Consider the following 16,145-nt stretch of genomic DNA (forward strand, 5'->3'; position numbering starts at 1 on the left):
ACAGTACGGCATTAGGGAGATCAACAGGGATGGATATGTTGGTCTCTTTTTGCTGCGTGGGGCCACAGGAAAATAAATGTCACGTTACATACGCCTCATGTGTTATATCAGTATGAATAACAGAATGGAACCGAAAGGAGATTATCGTGGACTCTACCGAAGAGAAAATTAAGAGAATACAGGCTGGAGAGGCCCACCTGTTCTCAGATATTATCAGGCTGTACCAGCACCGGATCTATCTCTACTGCTACCGGCTGCTCAATAACAGGGAAGAGGCGGAAGACGCCGTGCAGGACGTCCTGATCAAGGCTTACCAGAATATCGGAAAGTACAAGCCGCAGGCCTTCACTTCATGGCTCTACAAAATTGCTTATCACCACTGCCTGAACCAGCTCCGGCGGCAGAAGTTCCAGTCTCAGATACGGAAGCTGCTCCGGCAGGAGGTTACGGCGAAGAGCGCCGAGCAGGTGGTGGAGAACCGCCTGTTCAGCGGGCCGGTCGCTGCCGCCCTGGAGAAGCTTAAAGTGGAGGAGCGGAATTTGCTGATTCTGCGGATCTTCGAGGACAAGTCATTTGCGGAGATTGGCGAGATTCTGGGTGTGAGTACAGAAGCGGCACGAAAGAGATATGAACGGACCCGTGTCAAGCTGAAAATCGTCATGGAGAGAAAGGAGGAGCAGCTATGGGCAAGAGTGAATTGACAACGGAAGAGCGGTTCTTGAAGGAGGGAGACTTGGCTGGCGGCATCCCGCCTGTAGACGTCCATGATCCTGTGATGCACAAGCTCGGTCTGGCGGCCATCTTGCCTGTTGAGGGCGAGAGTGCCTTGCTGCAGACACTCCCGCCAAGGGGAGGGGCTCCTAAAGTGATGCGCAGAGTGGAGACAGAAGCTTCGCTGGGGGCGGGCCGGAAGAGCTTCCTGCGGAGTCCTGCGAAGGGCTGGGTGGCGGCACTCCTTGTGCTGGTCTTGCTGGGCGGCGGATATATCCAGTTCTCCGGTGAACTGGGAGAGTGGGCCGGAGCTAAATTCCAGTACAGGGTACTGCCGTACAAACCGATCCCCTTAACGAATTCTGGTGCCATGATTGTGAAGTCTAAATACCCGCTAACCCCCGGCAAGGGCCTGCCCCAGGAGACAAAGCCAAGCAAGGAAGATGAACTTTTCCAATTAAAATTTAAAAAGGGCTACAATACTATAGAGAAGCTGTTTCCCGGAGAATATGCTACTTTTGTAGTCAAAGGCGGAGGCGAGAAGGAAGAATCTCTTCTTGGCCTGCACTGCCCGCCGATTATGTTAAAGGACTATTCCGTATATAACACCACTGTGGAGAAGTACAAGGCTCCGGGATTGAACAAATCTGAGTATCTGCCGGACGGTTATGTATTGGAGCAGGCGATCATCATTCCCTCATTCATCAAGATAGACGAAGTCGTGCAGCCTACAGGTGAGAATGAGATTGACCTTGGAGATAAGTTCCGGATGGTTTGGAGAAAAGAAAAGCCTGAGAACATTGCCTATAATTCATCTCTCTTGGTGTACAAAAAGGGTAAGATTAATGTGAAAATCAGTGCCTCGCGTTTTGATGAATCCAAACCGGCAGAAAGCCTGATGTGGACCAAAACGACCAAGGTAGAGAACATTGAGATTGGCGGCAAGCAGCTTATTTATCTCGAAACGTCCAGCAACGAGGACATTGATTTAGGCTTTAAGAACAGACTGGTCTGGGCTGACCCGGAAGCGAAGATCATCTATAATCTGTCAGTCGTACAGGAGAAATCGGAGCTGACCAAGGATGAGATCATCCGCATTGCTGCCAGTATGATGAAGTAGGTATATCATTCTATATTGTCCAGGGCTGCTCCTTATCTAAGATAAGGGGGTGGCTCTGGCGTTTTTGTTAGCTAATGTATGTGAAAAACTGGGCAGGGGCGAGGGTGAGATGGCGAATGTAATCGAAAAACCGATTACAATAGGCCAGCACAGGCGGATAAAATATAGAAAAGTGAGTGAGCCGTTCATGCGGCAGAGTGATTTTTTCGTGAGATTTTATAAGAATTCGTGCATTGCTCTCCTATGAACTTCCAACCCGGCTTGTTACTATAGCAATATAGCAAGAGAATACAGATGCATACAGGAGGGTTCAAGATGTTGAAATGGAAGCGTTCTCTTTCGGTCCTGGCGATGACAGCGATATTAGGTACACTGGCTGCCTGCGGCGGCGGAGGGAATAAAGTAAACAATGCAGGAGGGGCTACAGAAGCACCCGCCGGCACCAATGCGGCTGCAACGGCAGCTGCAACTGAAGCGCCAAGCACCAATGAACCGGTCAAGTTGCGGATTATGTGGTGGGGCTCCCAGCCGCGTCACGAAGCTACCTTGGCGGCACTGGAATTGTACACGAAGAACAATCCGAATGTAACCTTCGAGCCGGAATATTCCGGGATGGACGGTTATCTGGATAAATTATCCACGCAGGCTGCGGCCAACAACGCACCCGATGTGGTTCAGCTTGACCCGGGCTGGATGCCGGACTGGATGGCCCGCCAGCAATTGGCCGACCTGGCTCCTGAGGTCGATGTAAGCAAATTCGATACGAAGCTGCTGTCAGGCGGCCAATTGGACGGCAAGCAGTATGCCGTTCCGCTCGGCTCGGTGGCCTTCGGTATGGTATATGATAAAGCCGCTATGGATAAGCTGGGGATTGCGAATCCGGCCAACGGCTGGACCTGGGATGAGTTCTTCGCCCTGGCGAAGGAATCCAAGTCCAAGCTGCCGAAGGGACAGTATTTCACCCTCGACTATGCAGGGAACTATTTCATGTACTCGGCATATCAGTATGCCAGAGGCAAAGGGCAGGTCATCACGGATGACGGCCACTTCAACGTGGATGAAGCCACCTATCTGGACTGGACCCGCAAGTTCGAAGAGCTCCGCAAGGAAGGGCTTGTTCCTCCGGCGGATGTGAATGCCTCCGATAAGGAAAATGATCCGCAAATGGATCTGCTCGCAGCAGGCAAGGTACTGTTCCGTTACAGCTTCTCCAACAATCTGGGAACCTGGGACAGCATTAAGCCAGGAGCCTACGCACTTGTAACCATGCCGCGTGCCGAAGAGGCCGGCGGCTGGCTGAAGCCGTCGATGTACATGGCGGTGTCCAAGAATTCCAAGCATGCCGAAGAAGCCAAGAAATTCATCAACTGGTTCGTGAATGATGCTGAAGCGGCCAAGATTACCCAGACCTTCCGTGGCCTCCCGGCCAACAAGGATAACGCCGCTCTGCTGGAAGCTAATATGAGCGATCTGGATAAGGTAGGCTTGGCTCTGCTCCGTGCTACGGAGCCGGATGGCCAGACCTGGTCGGCCGGAGCCGGCGGCTGGACGAACTTCGTGGACAAAGACTGGGTACTGGTCCGCGATCAGCTCAGCTTCGGTAAATCCACACCGGAAGAGGCGTTCAAGCAGCTGAAGGAAGCCTCGCTATCCTACGAGAAATAAGGTATGAACTGAAAGCCCGGGACAGCAATGTTCCGGGCTTTATCTTTTTAAAAGATAAGAATTTATATGCTTCACGCTATAATTATCCTTATCTTTCTCGCTGAAACGGTACCGTCCTTAAAAGGACGGTATTGCCGTTTCCACTTGGAACGCGGTTATACTCGTGTCTTCGAATTAATCGTTATATTTTGAAAGAATTCGAGCATTGCCCTCCTTTAGCCGGAGTGTGGACCAATACTATACTTAAGCTATACAAATTGACCACAAGAGGTGACCACAGATGAACCGCTCCACAACCACTTTAGCCCAAGCCTCGCCAGCGCCCAAAAAAAGCTCTTATTTCAAAAGCCGGTGGAATGCTCCGCTTGCAGGCTATTTGTTTATTTCGCCCTGGCTGATCGGGTTCCTGGCCCTGACGGCGTATCCGTTGTTCTTATCGCTGTACTATTCGTTTACCGACTACACCCTGATGCAGCCGATGAAATGGATCGGGTCCCGCAATTACGAACGGATTTTCACCGCAGACCCCAAATTCATTCAATCCGCCAAAGTCACGGTCATGTACGTGCTGGCCTCTGTGCCTCTTAAACTAATTGCGGCCCTGCTCGTGGCCATGATTCTCAGCAGAGCGGTCAGAGGGATCAGCGTGTACCGCACAGCGATCTATTTCCCTTCACTGATCGGCGGAAGTATCGGGGTATCGCTGCTCTGGCGCAACATCTTCGGAGTAGACGGGATTTTCAACAAGCTGATTGCTGTCTTTGGCATCGAGGGGAAAAGCTGGATCACCAACCCGGATACCGCGCTTAGCACACTGATTCTGCTCACGGTCTGGCAATTCGGCTCCACCATGGTTATCTTCCTGGCAGGGCTGAAGCAGATTCCCAATGACTTGTATGAAGCTTCCTCGGTAGACGGGGCGAACAAGTTCATTCAATTCTTCCGCATTACACTGCCTATGCTGTCGCCGATTCTCTACTTCAATCTGATCATGGCCGTGATCAACGCCTTCCAGATGTTCACCTCGGCCTTTGTGATTACGAATGGCGGACCGATGAACGCTACATACGTGTACGCTATGTATTTGTATGAACGGGCCTTCAGCCGGTACGAGCTGGGCTACGCTTCTGCACTGGCCTGGATTATGCTGGTCGCCATCGTAGCTGCAACGCTGCTGATCTCCTACACCTCGAAATATTGGGTATTCTATGAGACTGACACTGGAGGGAAAAAACGCAAATGACAACTCTGAATTGGAAGCCTGCACTCCGGCATGTGTTCATGATTCTCTTCAGCTTCATCATGGTCTATCCGATTGTCTGGTGGGTCGGCGCCTCGCTGAAGGATAGTACGGAGCTGAGTTCACCGGGAATCTTCCCGTCCGTCCCGCAATGGGAGAATTTCACCAAGGGCTGGAACTCGGTTCCCGGACACACGTTCACCGATTTCTACCTCAACACCTTCTGGCTTGAAATTATGGTGCTGATCGCAACGCTGCTATCCTGTACGCTGGTCGCTTTCGGGTTCGCAAGACTGGATTTTCCGCTCAAGAAATTCTGGTTCTCGATTCTGATGCTGACGCTGATGATGCCGGGCCAGGTACTGATCATTCCCCAGTACGCCTTGTTCCATCAGCTGGGCTGGGTCAACACGTATTTGCCGTTTGTCGTTCCCCATCTGCTGGCGGGCGGGGCCGGCGGGAGCTTCTTCGTCTTCCTGCTGATCCAGTTCATCCGCGGTGTGCCCAAGGAGCTGGATGAATCGGCCAAAATCGACGGCTGCTCCTGGTTCGGGATTTTCTGGAGAGTGGTTATGCCGCTGGCCTTCCCGGCGGTCGTTACGGTGACCATCTTCTGCTTCCTGTGGAACTGGGATGACTTCCTGGGACATCTCCTCTACATCAACACGGTTGACAAATACACGGTGGGTCTCGCGCTGCGCATGATCAATGACTCCCAGTCTGCAGCTGAGTGGGGCCAGCTTCTGGCCATGTCGCTTGTCTCTATTGTTCCGGCAACGCTTGTGTTCACCTTCCTGCAGAAGTATTTCGTGGACGGGATTGCTACAACAGGCATAAAGGGATAAGATTTAAAAAAAACATCCGTCCGATAACGGTAAAGCGCCTGAGCCTTATTCGACGCTTTACCGTTTATTTCTTGTGAACCGGAGGCGAAGGAAGGGGATCATTTGACCAATCCTTTTAAAAAGTACAGGATCGACCGTCTGTTTTTTCACAGCTTTGCCATTATTCTTATTCTGGTAATTGCAGTTACGGCTTGGACCAGCTACAGCAATTCCTCCAAAGCCCTTGTGCAGACGACCTCCCATTATCAGCAGCGGCTGCTGGATGAACTGAATAATGAAATTACCACCCGGCTGGATATGATTGAGCAGATCTCACTGTCTACCTCACGGGACAACGAGCTGACGACCTTTCTGCTGAACCGGCAGGATGATTTCGAGCGGTACCGCAAGCGTGTAAGCGTTGAGAGTGCGCTCGGCAATCTGACCTATGCCATTCCGTTGATTCAGGGGATTGACCTGTATATGGATGAACCGATGCCGAGCGACGGCCAGAGCTATATCCAGTTCCGGAATATTCGCGATTTGGATAAGCAGCCCTGGGCCAGGAATCTGGTGAAAAGCGATTTCGCCTGGTCGGGGGAACATTCCATTCCCAGCGTACAGGGGGAGATTCCGGTTCTAAGCTTCGCCAGAAAGGTAATGAACGAGAACGATTATCTCGGAGTGCTGGTCGTCCATATTAAGGCCAAGGAGATTCGTGCGCTGCTGACCGGCAACTCCGCCGGGTCGAACCGGATCATGGCGGACAGCGGGGGGAAGCAGATTCTGAGCATCGGGGAGACACTGGAGCAGAACGAATGGTCTAAATGGATCGACCTCAAGAGCAACAAATCCGGCTATGTTCATATTCCCGGCGACAAGGATTCGGGCAATACCCTGCTCGTCTATTCCAGAATGGACAACTCCATATGGACGCTGCTCGAATTCACCTCCTGGAAACAGATTACCGCAAGCAGTCTCGAACTGGCGGAATGGATCGGACTGATCGGGATTGGAGCGATTCTGCTGGTCCTGCTGCTGACGCATTATCTGAGCAAGCAGTTTACCAAGCCGATCAAGCAGCTTGTAAGCGCTATGAAGATGTATTCTGTGGGGGGGCATAGGGAGGAGCTGCCTATAGATTACGAGAATGAATTCGGATATTTATTCTCCGGCTACCGCAAGCAGACCGATCGTATCGAGGAGCTGTATCTGTCGCTGGAGCGGCGGTATGAGCAGCAGCGCAAAGCGGAGATTGAGGCCTTGCAGGCCAATATCAATCCTCATTTTCTGTACAATATGCTGGATCAGCTCAACTGGATGGCGATTGAGGCCGGACAGGATGAGCTGAGCCGGATACTGGAGCTGATGGGCCAGATGTTCAGGATCGGCTTATCCAACGGTGCAAGCTTCATCATGGTGTCGGAAGAATTGCAGCACATCCAGTGTTATCTGGAGATCCAGCAGCTCCGCTGGGGCGACGGCCTGGAGTACACCATCAATGTGGAGCCGGAGCTTCTGGAGGCTTACCTTCCCAAGCTCACCCTGCAGCCTTTTGTGGAGAACTCCATTGTACACGGATTCAATAAACAACGCAGCGGACAGGTCACCATCCGCTTGACTAAGATTGAGGAGACACTGCAGATTATAATTGATGATAACGGGGCCGGCCTGAAGCAGCCGGAGGCGCGGCCGCAGAGGCGGCACACCGGCGGTTATGGCATACGGAATGTGAGAGAGCGGATTGCCGGATATTTCGGAAATGACTACGGGGTTACGCTGAAGGAACGTGAAGAGGGAGGGACCCGGGTAGAGATTGTTCTACCGCTGCTCAGAGAGGCTCCGGCACAGATACTGACTGCTTCTCTCGCCGTGAAGGAAGGCTGAATGCGGCTGCTGCGGGCCAGAGAAGCTTAAGGAGGCAGACATGATGTGGAAGATCGCTATTGTTGACGATGAGCGCCAGGTACTTCAGGGGATGAAGCGGGCGATTCCATGGGAGGAGCTGGATGCAGAGTGGGCCGGTGAGGCGCTTAACGGGGAAGACGGTCTGGCGATGATCCGCGAAGCCAGCCCGGACATTGTAATCACCGATATCTACATGCCGGTGATGAGCGGCCTGGAGATGATGGAGCAATTAAGGAACGAGGGCTTCAAGGGCAAAATTATTATTTTGAGCGGATACTCAGACTTTGAGCATGCCAGACAAGCCCTCCGGCTTCAGGTCAGTGACTATGTCTCCAAGCCGATCAGTCTGCCTACGCTTAGAACGATCCTTCATAAGGTGATCGCGGAGCTAATCAGAGAGCAGGAGAAGGTGATCCGGCAAGGCGAGCTGGAGCTGAAAATGATGCTGTACGAGCCTTTTGTCGAGAAGGAGTGGGTCCGGTCCGCAGCGGTCGGCACCCTGGAGCCTTCGTACCGGAACAATTCCCATCTTCCGCCTTCGTACCATTACTGGCTGGAGGGCAGGCATGCGACTATCGGGATTGAGCTGATCCGCGATGACCGGGCCAGCTCCTTCTCGGTCTCGGACTGGAATCTGCTGCGCTTCGCGGTCAGCAATATTGCCTGTGAGGTCACACGCAAGCATTACGCCAATATGGAATACACCGAGCTGAACAGCTACAGGGCTCTGCTGATTATTCACCCCGAAGCTGAATGCACACAGCAGCTGGAGGAGCTGGGAATCCGGCTGGTCGACAGCATCCACTCGTATCTCAGGCTGGTGGTCCGCATAGGTATAGGGGGACTGAAGGATACGTGGACGAAGATTCCCGAATCGACGGAGGAGGCGTTCCGGGCGATGGATCACGGGGCCTTGCGGATCAGCCCGGCCTATGAGGTGTACTGCTACCGGGAGAGCCACAGCAGCGGGCAGGACCGTGGAGTTCTTTTCCCGGTGAAGTTCTCTTACAAGCTGGCCGCTGCGATGAAGGCTTCACAGGAGACGGAGGCGCAGCAGCTTGTACACGGATACATTACCGAGCTGCAAGCGCAGCAAGGGGTCTCTGCCAGCTACGTGCAGATGCTAGGGAGCGAGCTATGGGGTATTATCACCTACTCCCTGTATGAGTCGGGCTTCGTGCTTGATGATCTGTTCACCAATGACCAGATTGCCCAGGAGATCGGCAACCTGGCCATACCTGACCAGCTGGCTGGCTGGTTGTCCGCCAAAATCACAGCGATCTGCGCCAGCCGCCAATGGAAGGGCAGCAGCAAGCACCGGCAGGTCGTTGATTTCATGACCAACTACATTCATGAGCATTATGCCGAGGAGCTTACGCTGGCTGATCTGTCGGATAAGGTATTCATCTCCCGCAATCATCTGTCGATTATCTTCAAGAACATCACCGGGGAGACCTTCAACAACTACCTGACCCGGGTACGGATTGAGAAGGCCAGGGAGCTGTTAATGGAGCGCAATATGCTGGTCTATGAGGTGGCGGAGAGGGTTGGCTACAAGAACATTCCTTATTTCAGCACGCTATTCAAGAAGATCACCGGCATGAATCCTACCGAGCTGATCAAATGATGACACATATAATCCACCAGAGACAAGTATGATGGTAGAAGCCGCGATGACGAAGCAGGGAATTGCGGCTGAGCCGCACCAACATCAATGTGTCATCAAGGAGGACAGGAATATGCCCGTTAACTTCAGCATTATCGGCGGAGCGGGATTCCGCGCACAGTATTATTTACGAATTGCCCGGTTCATGCCGGACCGGTTTCGGGTTGGCGGCCTTGTGGTCAGGGACCGGGCTGAGGGACAGGAGATAGAAGCAGCGTGGGGCGTTCAGACGTACCGCTCCTTTGACGAGCTGCTGCAGAATGAGGACCCGGATTTCGCAGTGGTCTCTGTCAGCGGCGGAGCGGCCATGAACTATTTGTACCGCCTGGCGGAGATTGGCCTGCCGGCGCTGGCAGAGACACCGCCTGCCTCCAGTCTGGAAGAGCTGGAGCAGCTGCACAAGGAGCTGACTGTACACGGGGCCTGGATACAAGTCGCAGAGCAGTACCCGTACCATCCTGTTCAAGAGGCGCGGCTGTCGCTGATCCGCTCCGGCAGGCTGGGCAGAATCACCGAAGCGTCCGTCTCCGTATCCCATCTGTATCACGGGGCAAGTCTGATGCGCAGGATGCTCGGCATCGGGTTCGAGGAGGCCGTCATCCGGGGGATGCGGTTCGACTCCCGCTGGGTTGGCGGACCAACCCGCAGCGGTCCTCCGGCAGAAGACAAGCTGATCCCGCTGCACAGGGATCTGGCTTGGCTGGATTTCGGAGACCGGCTGGGCATATACGATTTCACCAAGGACCAGCACCGCTCCTGGACGCGCTCGAATCACCTTAGCGTGCGCGGCGAACGCGGAGAGATCTTCGACAACCGGGTGCTGATCCAGCAGGATAATCTGGTGCCTCTGCAACTGGAACTGAAGCGGATCAACCGAGGGGAGCAGGAGAATGCTGAAGGCTATTACCTCCAAGGGATTATTTGCGGAGAGCAGTGGCTCTACACGAATCCGTTCATCCCTGCCCGGCTGTATGATGATGAGCTCGCCATTGCGTCCTGTCTGGACAAGATGGCCCTCTATTCCGCTGGCGGCCCCGGCTTCTACGGGCTGGAGGAAGCCTCGCAGGATGTATACCTCGGCAAGATGATCGAGAAGGCCATAGAGTCCGGCGAAGCCATAAGAACAGAGCGGATGTGCTGGTCGGAGGGGAAGTAGGAGTTGACATGCGGTAGTTGTAAGTGCTGGTCGGAGGGGAAGTAGGGTGACGTGCGGTAGCCGGAAGTGCTGCTGGCTGGTGTGCGTTACGGCTTGGGTTACATGGCTCACATTTTGCTTTGCGTTGCAATCTGAACTATTACTCCAGGAGTGGAAATTCTCATTGACGGTGGCTGTAAGCCAGTACTATAATTTTACAAACGGATGAAGCACATCCCGTACCCTGATTGATCGGGTGCGGGATTTTTTGTGCGTGGATATGCCAGTAACTTAGTTTGTTATGCCTACGGAAGCGAATGGACAGGTGTTGAGGATCAAGCACAGTTTGCGGGGAGACGTATGATTTTGCAGAGGAGGAATAGGGAATGGGATTTGCTGAAGAGCATGACAGATGGCTGGAATATCATAAGAAACGCAGGACAGGGGAGCGTCTGGACCGGCTGGAGCGGGGGCACCGTCACGGGGAGCAGATGTTTGTGGAGAGAGTGTGGTGGCCGATTTTCGGTAACATGAACGATCTGCATCCTGAGTATGAGGTGGCAGACTGGCGGGGCAGGCCGTATTTTGTGGATTTTGTGTGGAAGCCGGGAGAGGTTAAGTTCGCTATTGAGATCAAGGGATATGGGCCGCATGTTCAGAACACGGACCGCACCCGTTACCGCCAGGAGCTGAACCGGGAGACTTACTTGCAGATTGCAGGATACCGTGTCATCGCCATTCCATACGATGATCTGGAGTCCGCACCGGAGCAGACCATCTCCCTGCTGAAAGCTTTGCTAACCCCATGTTTGTTGAAAACCCGTTCTGAGGGGAGTGGCCAATTTTCGAGGATAGAGCGCGATATCTTGCGGATTGCGAGCCGGATGAATGGGATGATACGGCCGGTGGATGTGGTGAAGCAAATGGGGATCAATCGGAGGACAGCGATAAAGCACCTAACTACTCTATGTGACAAAGATAAATTCAAACCAGTGTTGACGCCTGAGAGTAACCGGATCTGCCGCTATGAGCTTGTTCAAAGTATGATGGATTCCGAGATATGGTAGGCATTTCGGCTGAGAGCGGGCATTGGGCGGAAATGAGGAGCACTAGTGCACCTGAATTGGCCCAAAGCGGACGCATGGCGGAAATCAGGTGCAGAAATGCACCTGAATTAGCCAAAAACGGGCGCATGGTGGAAATCAGGTGCAGAAGTGCACCTGAATTAGCCAAAAGTGAGCGGTAGGCGGAAATCAGGAGCAGAAGTGCACCTGAATTGGCCGAAAGCGGGCGGTAGGCGGAAATCAGGAGCAGAAGTGCACCTGAATTAGCCAAAAGCGGGCGGTAGGCGGAAATCAGGTGCAGAAGTGCACCTGAATTAGCCAAAAGTGAGCGGTAGGCGGAAATCAGGAGCAGAAGTGCACCTGAATTAGCCAAAAGCGGACGCACGGCGGAAATCAGGAGCAGAAGTGCACCTGAATCGGCCGAATGTGGGCCGCAAGCTATCGCGCGGGCCTAATGTGTTAACCCGCCGCTCCCCGGCAGCTTGACCGTGAATGCCGAGCCCTGGCCGGGCTCGCTGCGCACCTCAATGGTGCCTTTGCTCAGGCTGATGATGCGCGCGGCCAGCGGCAGGCCGAGGCCGTTGCCGCCGGCTGCGCGGGCGGGGTCGCCCTGATAGAATTTCTCGAAGATGTGCTTGCGCACCTTCGGGGTCATCCCGATTCCGTTGTCAGCGATGACCACGGAGATCCAGGTCCCGTCCGCATGGAGCGCGACCGAGATCGTTCCGCCCTCCGGCGTGAACTTGATCGCATTGCCGAGCACATTCAGCCACACCTGCATCATCAGCTCTTCATTGCCGTAATAGCGCTGCTCTGCCAGCTCAATATTCAGATTGAGCTGCTTGGCGGACCAGAGCGATTCCAGCAGTAGCAGAGCCTGGCGAAGCTGCTCATCCAGCTTGTATTCAGCCAGCTCTGTGAGCATCTCCTGATTCTCCAGCTTGGAGATTTTGAGGATATTGCCGGACAGATTGGACAGCTGCCGCGAGCTCTCGATAATCATCCCGGTGTATTCGTCATGCTCTTCCCTGCTCAGATTCTCCTCCTGCAGCAGCATGGCATACCCTTCGATCGCTGCAATGGGCGTCTTGAATTCGTGAGACACATTCACTACGAAGTCATTGCGCAGGGTCTCGATGCTGCGCAGCTCCTGAACCATCAGGTTGAAGTGATGGGCCACCTCACTGATCTCATTGACCCGGTGTGACTCATTCAGGTAGATGTCGAAGTTGCCGCCGGCAATCTCTTTGGCTGCGCGGCTGAAGTCTGCAATCGGGGCCAGAATTTTTTTGCCTACCAGAACAGTGATCGTGGTTCCGACGACCAGGCTGAACAGCATCATCGTCAGAACGGGAGGAAACGGATTGCCGTGCTCCCTGGTATGGTTGCCCAGCCGGTAATACAGGAAGGCTATGACTCCCAGGATCAAGACAAAGGACAGAATGATCACGAACACCATCGAGACGAAATACCACCATAAGCCTCTGTTTTTCCCCTGGATCATCCCCGCTTCACCGCCTTGTAGCCCAGTCCCCGGACGGTAACGATCTCGAAGTCGGCACTCTCCCTGAAGCGCTCCCGCAGCCGGTTAATATGGACGACCACCGTATGCTCATCGGATTCGGAGTCCATTCCCCAGATTTCATCCATGAGCTGGTGCTTGGTGAAGATCTTATTCGGATAAGAGATCATTTTATAGAGGAGATAGAATTCCTTCTGCGGCAGCACGATGCTCGCCGGCCCCTGAATTACCGTTAACGTATCGTAGTCCAGCACGGTGTCGCCCCATTCGATTTTGCGCTCACTGATGATTCTGGCCCGGCGCAGCAGTGCTCCGACACGCAGGATCATCTCATTCACATTGACCGGCTTAACCATATAATCATCGATGCCAACGAGGAAGCCCTGCTGCTTATCGGCAAACTGCTCCCGCGCCGTCACCATCAGAACCGGAAGCTGGCTATTGTTGTCCCGAAGCGTCCGCGTCAGCTCGAAGCCGTCCATCCGGGGCATCATAATATCGCAGATGATCAGATCAATATATTCCTTATCCAGCACCTCCAGCGCATCCTCGCCGTTCATTGCGGGCATCGCGCGGTAGCCGTGCCGGGTCAGTACAGTACAGAAGAGCTGCCGCAGCTTGGCGTCATCCTCCACTACAAGAATAGTAAACATAGGGTCTCCTCCCGGAACGTTTCCATGTAATAGAACGTAAAGCTTGTGTATATAGGTTATGCGTTCCCCGCCATGTACCGGAGCAGGGGTTATTTCAGTATAACTCATGAAGATCAACTTAATCTCAACCGGGAGTTTAGGTTTAGTTTATATTGGGCGATTATACTGGGAGACAGCAGGACAGAAATCACATAGCTCATATAGAGAACCAGAGTACAGGAATGGAAAGGGAGACTGCATTATGCTGCAACTAAAAAACATCACCAAGAGCTACAAGACCGGCGAATTTACTCAGGTCGCACTGGATAAAGTGAATCTCAATTTCAGGGAAAGTGAGTTCGTTGCCATTCTGGGACAGAGCGGCTCGGGCAAGACCACGCTGCTGAACATCATCGGCGGGCTGGATCAGTACGACAGCGGAGAGCTGATCATCAACAGCCAGTCGACCGAGCGCTTCAAGGACAGCGAGTGGGATGCGTACCGCAATAATAGTGTCGGCTTTATTTTTCAGAGTTATAATCTGATCTCGCACCTGAGCATTACGGATAACGTGGAGATGGGGATGACACTAAGCGGGGTGGCTCCGGCAGAGAAACACCGCAAGGCGCTGGAGGTGCTGGAGAAGGTCGGCCTTAAGGATCATGTGCACAAAAAGCCGAATCAGCTCTCTGGCGGACAGATGCAGCGTGTGGCGATTGCCCGTGCGCTGGCGAACAACCCCGATATTATCCTGGCCGATGAGCCTACCGGGGCCCTGGATTCGGAGACCAGTGAGCAGATCATGGAGCTGATCAAGACCATCGCCGAGGATAAGCTCGTCATCATGGTTACCCATAACCCTGAGCTGGCGGAGAATTATGCGGACCGCGTCATCCGCTTCTCGGACGGTCATGCGATCTCAGACAGCAACCCGCTGGCAACGCAGAAGACCTCAAGCGCTTATAAGCTGAAGCAGACCAGCATGAGCTTCTTCACCGCCCTGAAATTATCCGGCAAAAATATTGCCACCAAAAAATGGCGCACGGGATTGACCGCTTTTGCCTCCAGTATCGGAATTATCGGTATTGCCCTGATCCTGTCCCTGTCCAACGGCTTCGACAAGCAGATCAGCTCCTACGAGACCGGGGCCTTATCCAACTTCCCGATCTCCATCAACCAGACGGCGGTTAATCTGCAGAATGCCGGGCCTCCCGGCAAGGAGAGCACGGACCTTACCTCCTACACTGAAGAGAAAAAGCTTTTTCCGTATGACCCGACGCTGAATTCAGCCATGCATGTGAATGTGCTGACCAAGGAGTATATGAAGTATCTGGAAGGGATCGATCCCAAGTGGATTGACGGTATCTCTTACACCCGCAGTGTGAATATGAACTGGCTCGTGAAGGACGGGGACAAGGCGGCAGCGCTGGATAAAAGCAAGATTACTGTAGCCCCGTACCCAAGCAAACAGGGCAGTGATTCGGGAAGCTACCTGGAGCAGTATTATGATCTGCTGGAGGGCAAATTCCCGGCCGAGAAGACGGATCTGGTGCTTATCGTGGATCAATACAACCGTCTGACCAATGCGGCAGTGGATGCGCTCGGGCTGGACTATGAAGCCAAGAGCATCAACCTGAGCGATCTGGTCGGAACGCAGCTGAAGCTGGTCATGAACAATGACTACTATAAAAAGAACGGCGGACAGTTCGTTGTCAATGCAGCCGGAGGGAATCTGATTGACCTGTATAATAGCCCCAAGGCAGTAACGCTTAACATTGTAGGTGTGCTGCGCGGGCAGGAAGGGTCGAGAATCTCCACGCTGTCACCCGGTCTGGTCTATTCAGATGAGCTGGCCGCTTCCTTCATTGCCGATGCGCAGAAGTCCGAGATTGTTCTCGCCCAGGAGAAGGCGGATATCAATGTGTTGACGGGGCAAGGGCTGTCGGATGGCCTCACCACCGGAACGGGTCCAAGCGGCCCGATGGGCGGGTCCATGATGAATGCGGGACAGACAGCCGCCGCCGGTATGGCTTCTTCCACCAAGGAGAATGCCCTTGCAGCGCTGGGGGCCACGGAGATTCCAAGTGCAGTCTCGCTGTATCCGATTGATTTCAGTGCCAAGGAATCCGTAAATGCCTATCTGGACAAATGGAATGAAGGAAAAGCGGCAGAGGATCAGGTGCAGTACACCGATCTGGCGGCGATTGTAACTAATATTTCAGGCGGAATTATGGACGGGATTACGATGGTGCTGGTTGCTTTTGCGGCGATTTCCCTGGTGGTATCTCTGATCATGATTGCGATTATTACTTATATTTCCGTGATGGAGCGTACGAAGGAGATCGGCGTATTGCGTGCACTGGGTGCCCGCAAGAAGGATATTACGCGGGTGTTCAATGCCGAGACGTTCATTATCGGGGCTTGCTCGGGGATTCTGGGCATCGGCATCACCTATCTGCTGACCATCCCGGTCAATGCCATCCTCTACAACCTGACGGAGCTGAAAAATGTCGCCCAGCTGAATCCGCTCCATGCGCTCATTCTTGGCGTGATCAGCGTCCTGCTGACGATGCTCGGAGGAGCTATACCGGCCAAGATGGCGGCGAAGAAGGACCCGGTGACTGCCCTGCGCAGTGAATAACCAGGCCTGGTCCACAT

General features: G+C 53.6%; 12 protein-coding genes. 10 read left to right on the top strand and 2 right to left on the bottom strand.

Features of this window, described 5'->3' with window-relative positions; genetic code table 11:
* Nucleotides 1–146: 146 nt before the first annotated feature.
* From MHH28_RS30075 to MHH28_RS30115, 9 genes are all read left to right on the top strand, one after another.
* Nucleotides 147–701 carry an RNA polymerase sigma factor gene (locus tag MHH28_RS30075; protein WP_405108815.1) on the top strand — a complete coding sequence of 185 codons (555 nt, stop codon included), beginning with the start codon at nucleotides 147–149 and terminating at the stop codon, nucleotides 699–701.
* Entirely contained in the window at nucleotides 683–1,831 is a 1,149-nt protein-coding gene (locus tag MHH28_RS30080) for a DUF4367 domain-containing protein (protein ID WP_405108818.1), read from the top strand. The genes MHH28_RS30075 and MHH28_RS30080 overlap by 19 nt, the downstream gene beginning before the upstream one ends.
* Nucleotides 1,832–2,146: 315 nt before the next feature.
* Nucleotides 2,147–3,496, top strand: a complete 1,350-nt coding sequence (locus MHH28_RS30085; RefSeq protein ID WP_341187592.1) for an extracellular solute-binding protein — start codon at nucleotides 2,147–2,149, stop codon at nucleotides 3,494–3,496.
* 280 nt (nucleotides 3,497–3,776) lie between these two features.
* The gene (locus MHH28_RS30090; protein WP_405108823.1) at nucleotides 3,777–4,739 is read left to right on the top strand and encodes a carbohydrate ABC transporter permease; all 963 of its coding nucleotides are present in this window, start codon (nucleotides 3,777–3,779) and stop codon (nucleotides 4,737–4,739) included.
* Complete coding sequence (locus tag MHH28_RS30095; protein ID WP_341187594.1) at nucleotides 4,736–5,581, top strand: carbohydrate ABC transporter permease; 846 nt, start codon at nucleotides 4,736–4,738, stop codon at nucleotides 5,579–5,581. The genes MHH28_RS30090 and MHH28_RS30095 overlap by 4 nt, the downstream gene beginning before the upstream one ends.
* Before the next feature lie 102 nt (nucleotides 5,582–5,683).
* Nucleotides 5,684–7,447 carry a sensor histidine kinase gene (locus tag MHH28_RS30100; RefSeq protein WP_405108827.1) on the top strand — a complete coding sequence of 588 codons (1,764 nt, stop codon included), beginning with the start codon at nucleotides 5,684–5,686 and terminating at the stop codon, nucleotides 7,445–7,447.
* Between the two features lie 43 nt (nucleotides 7,448–7,490).
* Complete coding sequence (locus MHH28_RS30105; protein ID WP_341188099.1) at nucleotides 7,491–9,095, top strand: response regulator transcription factor; 1,605 nt, start codon at nucleotides 7,491–7,493, stop codon at nucleotides 9,093–9,095.
* Between the two features lie 28 nt (nucleotides 9,096–9,123).
* Complete coding sequence (locus tag MHH28_RS30110; protein WP_405108829.1) at nucleotides 9,124–10,290, top strand: Gfo/Idh/MocA family protein; 1,167 nt, start codon at nucleotides 9,124–9,126, stop codon at nucleotides 10,288–10,290.
* Nucleotides 10,291–10,655: 365 nt separating this feature from the next.
* Nucleotides 10,656–11,336 (top strand): hypothetical protein, encoded by a 681-nt coding sequence (locus MHH28_RS30115; protein WP_405108832.1) that lies wholly within the window; start codon nucleotides 10,656–10,658, stop codon nucleotides 11,334–11,336.
* Nucleotides 11,337–11,784: 448 nt separating this feature from the next.
* Here MHH28_RS30115 and MHH28_RS30120 read toward each other — a convergent pair whose 3' ends face one another.
* Together MHH28_RS30120 and MHH28_RS30125 are read right to left on the bottom strand one after the other, a co-directional pair.
* The gene (locus MHH28_RS30120; RefSeq protein ID WP_405108835.1) at nucleotides 11,785–12,837 is read right to left on the bottom strand and encodes an ATP-binding protein; all 1,053 of its coding nucleotides are present in this window, start codon (nucleotides 12,835–12,837) and stop codon (nucleotides 11,785–11,787) included.
* A complete protein-coding gene (locus MHH28_RS30125) occupies nucleotides 12,834–13,508 on the bottom strand; it encodes a response regulator transcription factor (protein ID WP_405108838.1) in 675 nt (224 codons plus the stop codon). The genes MHH28_RS30120 and MHH28_RS30125 overlap by 4 nt, the downstream gene beginning before the upstream one ends.
* A 241-nt stretch (nucleotides 13,509–13,749) precedes the next feature.
* Here MHH28_RS30125 and MHH28_RS30130 point away from each other — a divergent pair, with 241 nt between their 5' ends.
* Complete coding sequence (locus MHH28_RS30130; RefSeq protein ID WP_405108841.1) at nucleotides 13,750–16,128, top strand: ATP-binding cassette domain-containing protein; 2,379 nt, start codon at nucleotides 13,750–13,752, stop codon at nucleotides 16,126–16,128.
* The last annotated feature ends 17 nt before the right edge of the window (nucleotides 16,129–16,145 follow it).

Origin of the sequence: Paenibacillus sp. FSL K6-1217, from assembly GCF_045040735.1 — a bacterium.
In the GTDB taxonomy this organism is placed as follows: Bacteria; Bacillota; Bacilli; order Paenibacillales; family Paenibacillaceae; genus Paenibacillus_AQ.

Bases quoted from the DNA above. Each gene is read 5' to 3' on its own strand.
- MHH28_RS30080 (WP_405108818.1), top strand. From the start codon at position 683: ATGGGCAAGAGTGAATTGACAACGGAAGAGCGGTTCTTGAAGGAGGGA.
- MHH28_RS30095 (WP_341187594.1), top strand. From the start codon at position 4,736: ATGACAACTCTGAATTGGAAGCCTGCACTCCGGCATGTGTTCATGATT.
- MHH28_RS30110 (WP_405108829.1), top strand. From the start codon at position 9,124: ATGATGGTAGAAGCCGCGATGACGAAGCAGGGAATTGCGGCTGAGCCG.
- MHH28_RS30090 (WP_405108823.1), top strand. From the start codon at position 3,777: ATGAACCGCTCCACAACCACTTTAGCCCAAGCCTCGCCAGCGCCCAAA.
- MHH28_RS30105 (WP_341188099.1), top strand. From the start codon at position 7,491: ATGTGGAAGATCGCTATTGTTGACGATGAGCGCCAGGTACTTCAGGGG.
- MHH28_RS30120 (WP_405108835.1), bottom strand. From the start codon at position 12,837: ATGATCCAGGGGAAAAACAGAGGCTTATGGTGGTATTTCGTCTCGATG.
- MHH28_RS30125 (WP_405108838.1), bottom strand. From the start codon at position 13,508: ATGTTTACTATTCTTGTAGTGGAGGATGACGCCAAGCTGCGGCAGCTC.
- MHH28_RS30130 (WP_405108841.1), top strand. From the start codon at position 13,750: ATGCTGCAACTAAAAAACATCACCAAGAGCTACAAGACCGGCGAATTT.
- MHH28_RS30085 (WP_341187592.1), top strand. From the start codon at position 2,147: ATGTTGAAATGGAAGCGTTCTCTTTCGGTCCTGGCGATGACAGCGATA.
- MHH28_RS30115 (WP_405108832.1), top strand. From the start codon at position 10,656: ATGGGATTTGCTGAAGAGCATGACAGATGGCTGGAATATCATAAGAAA.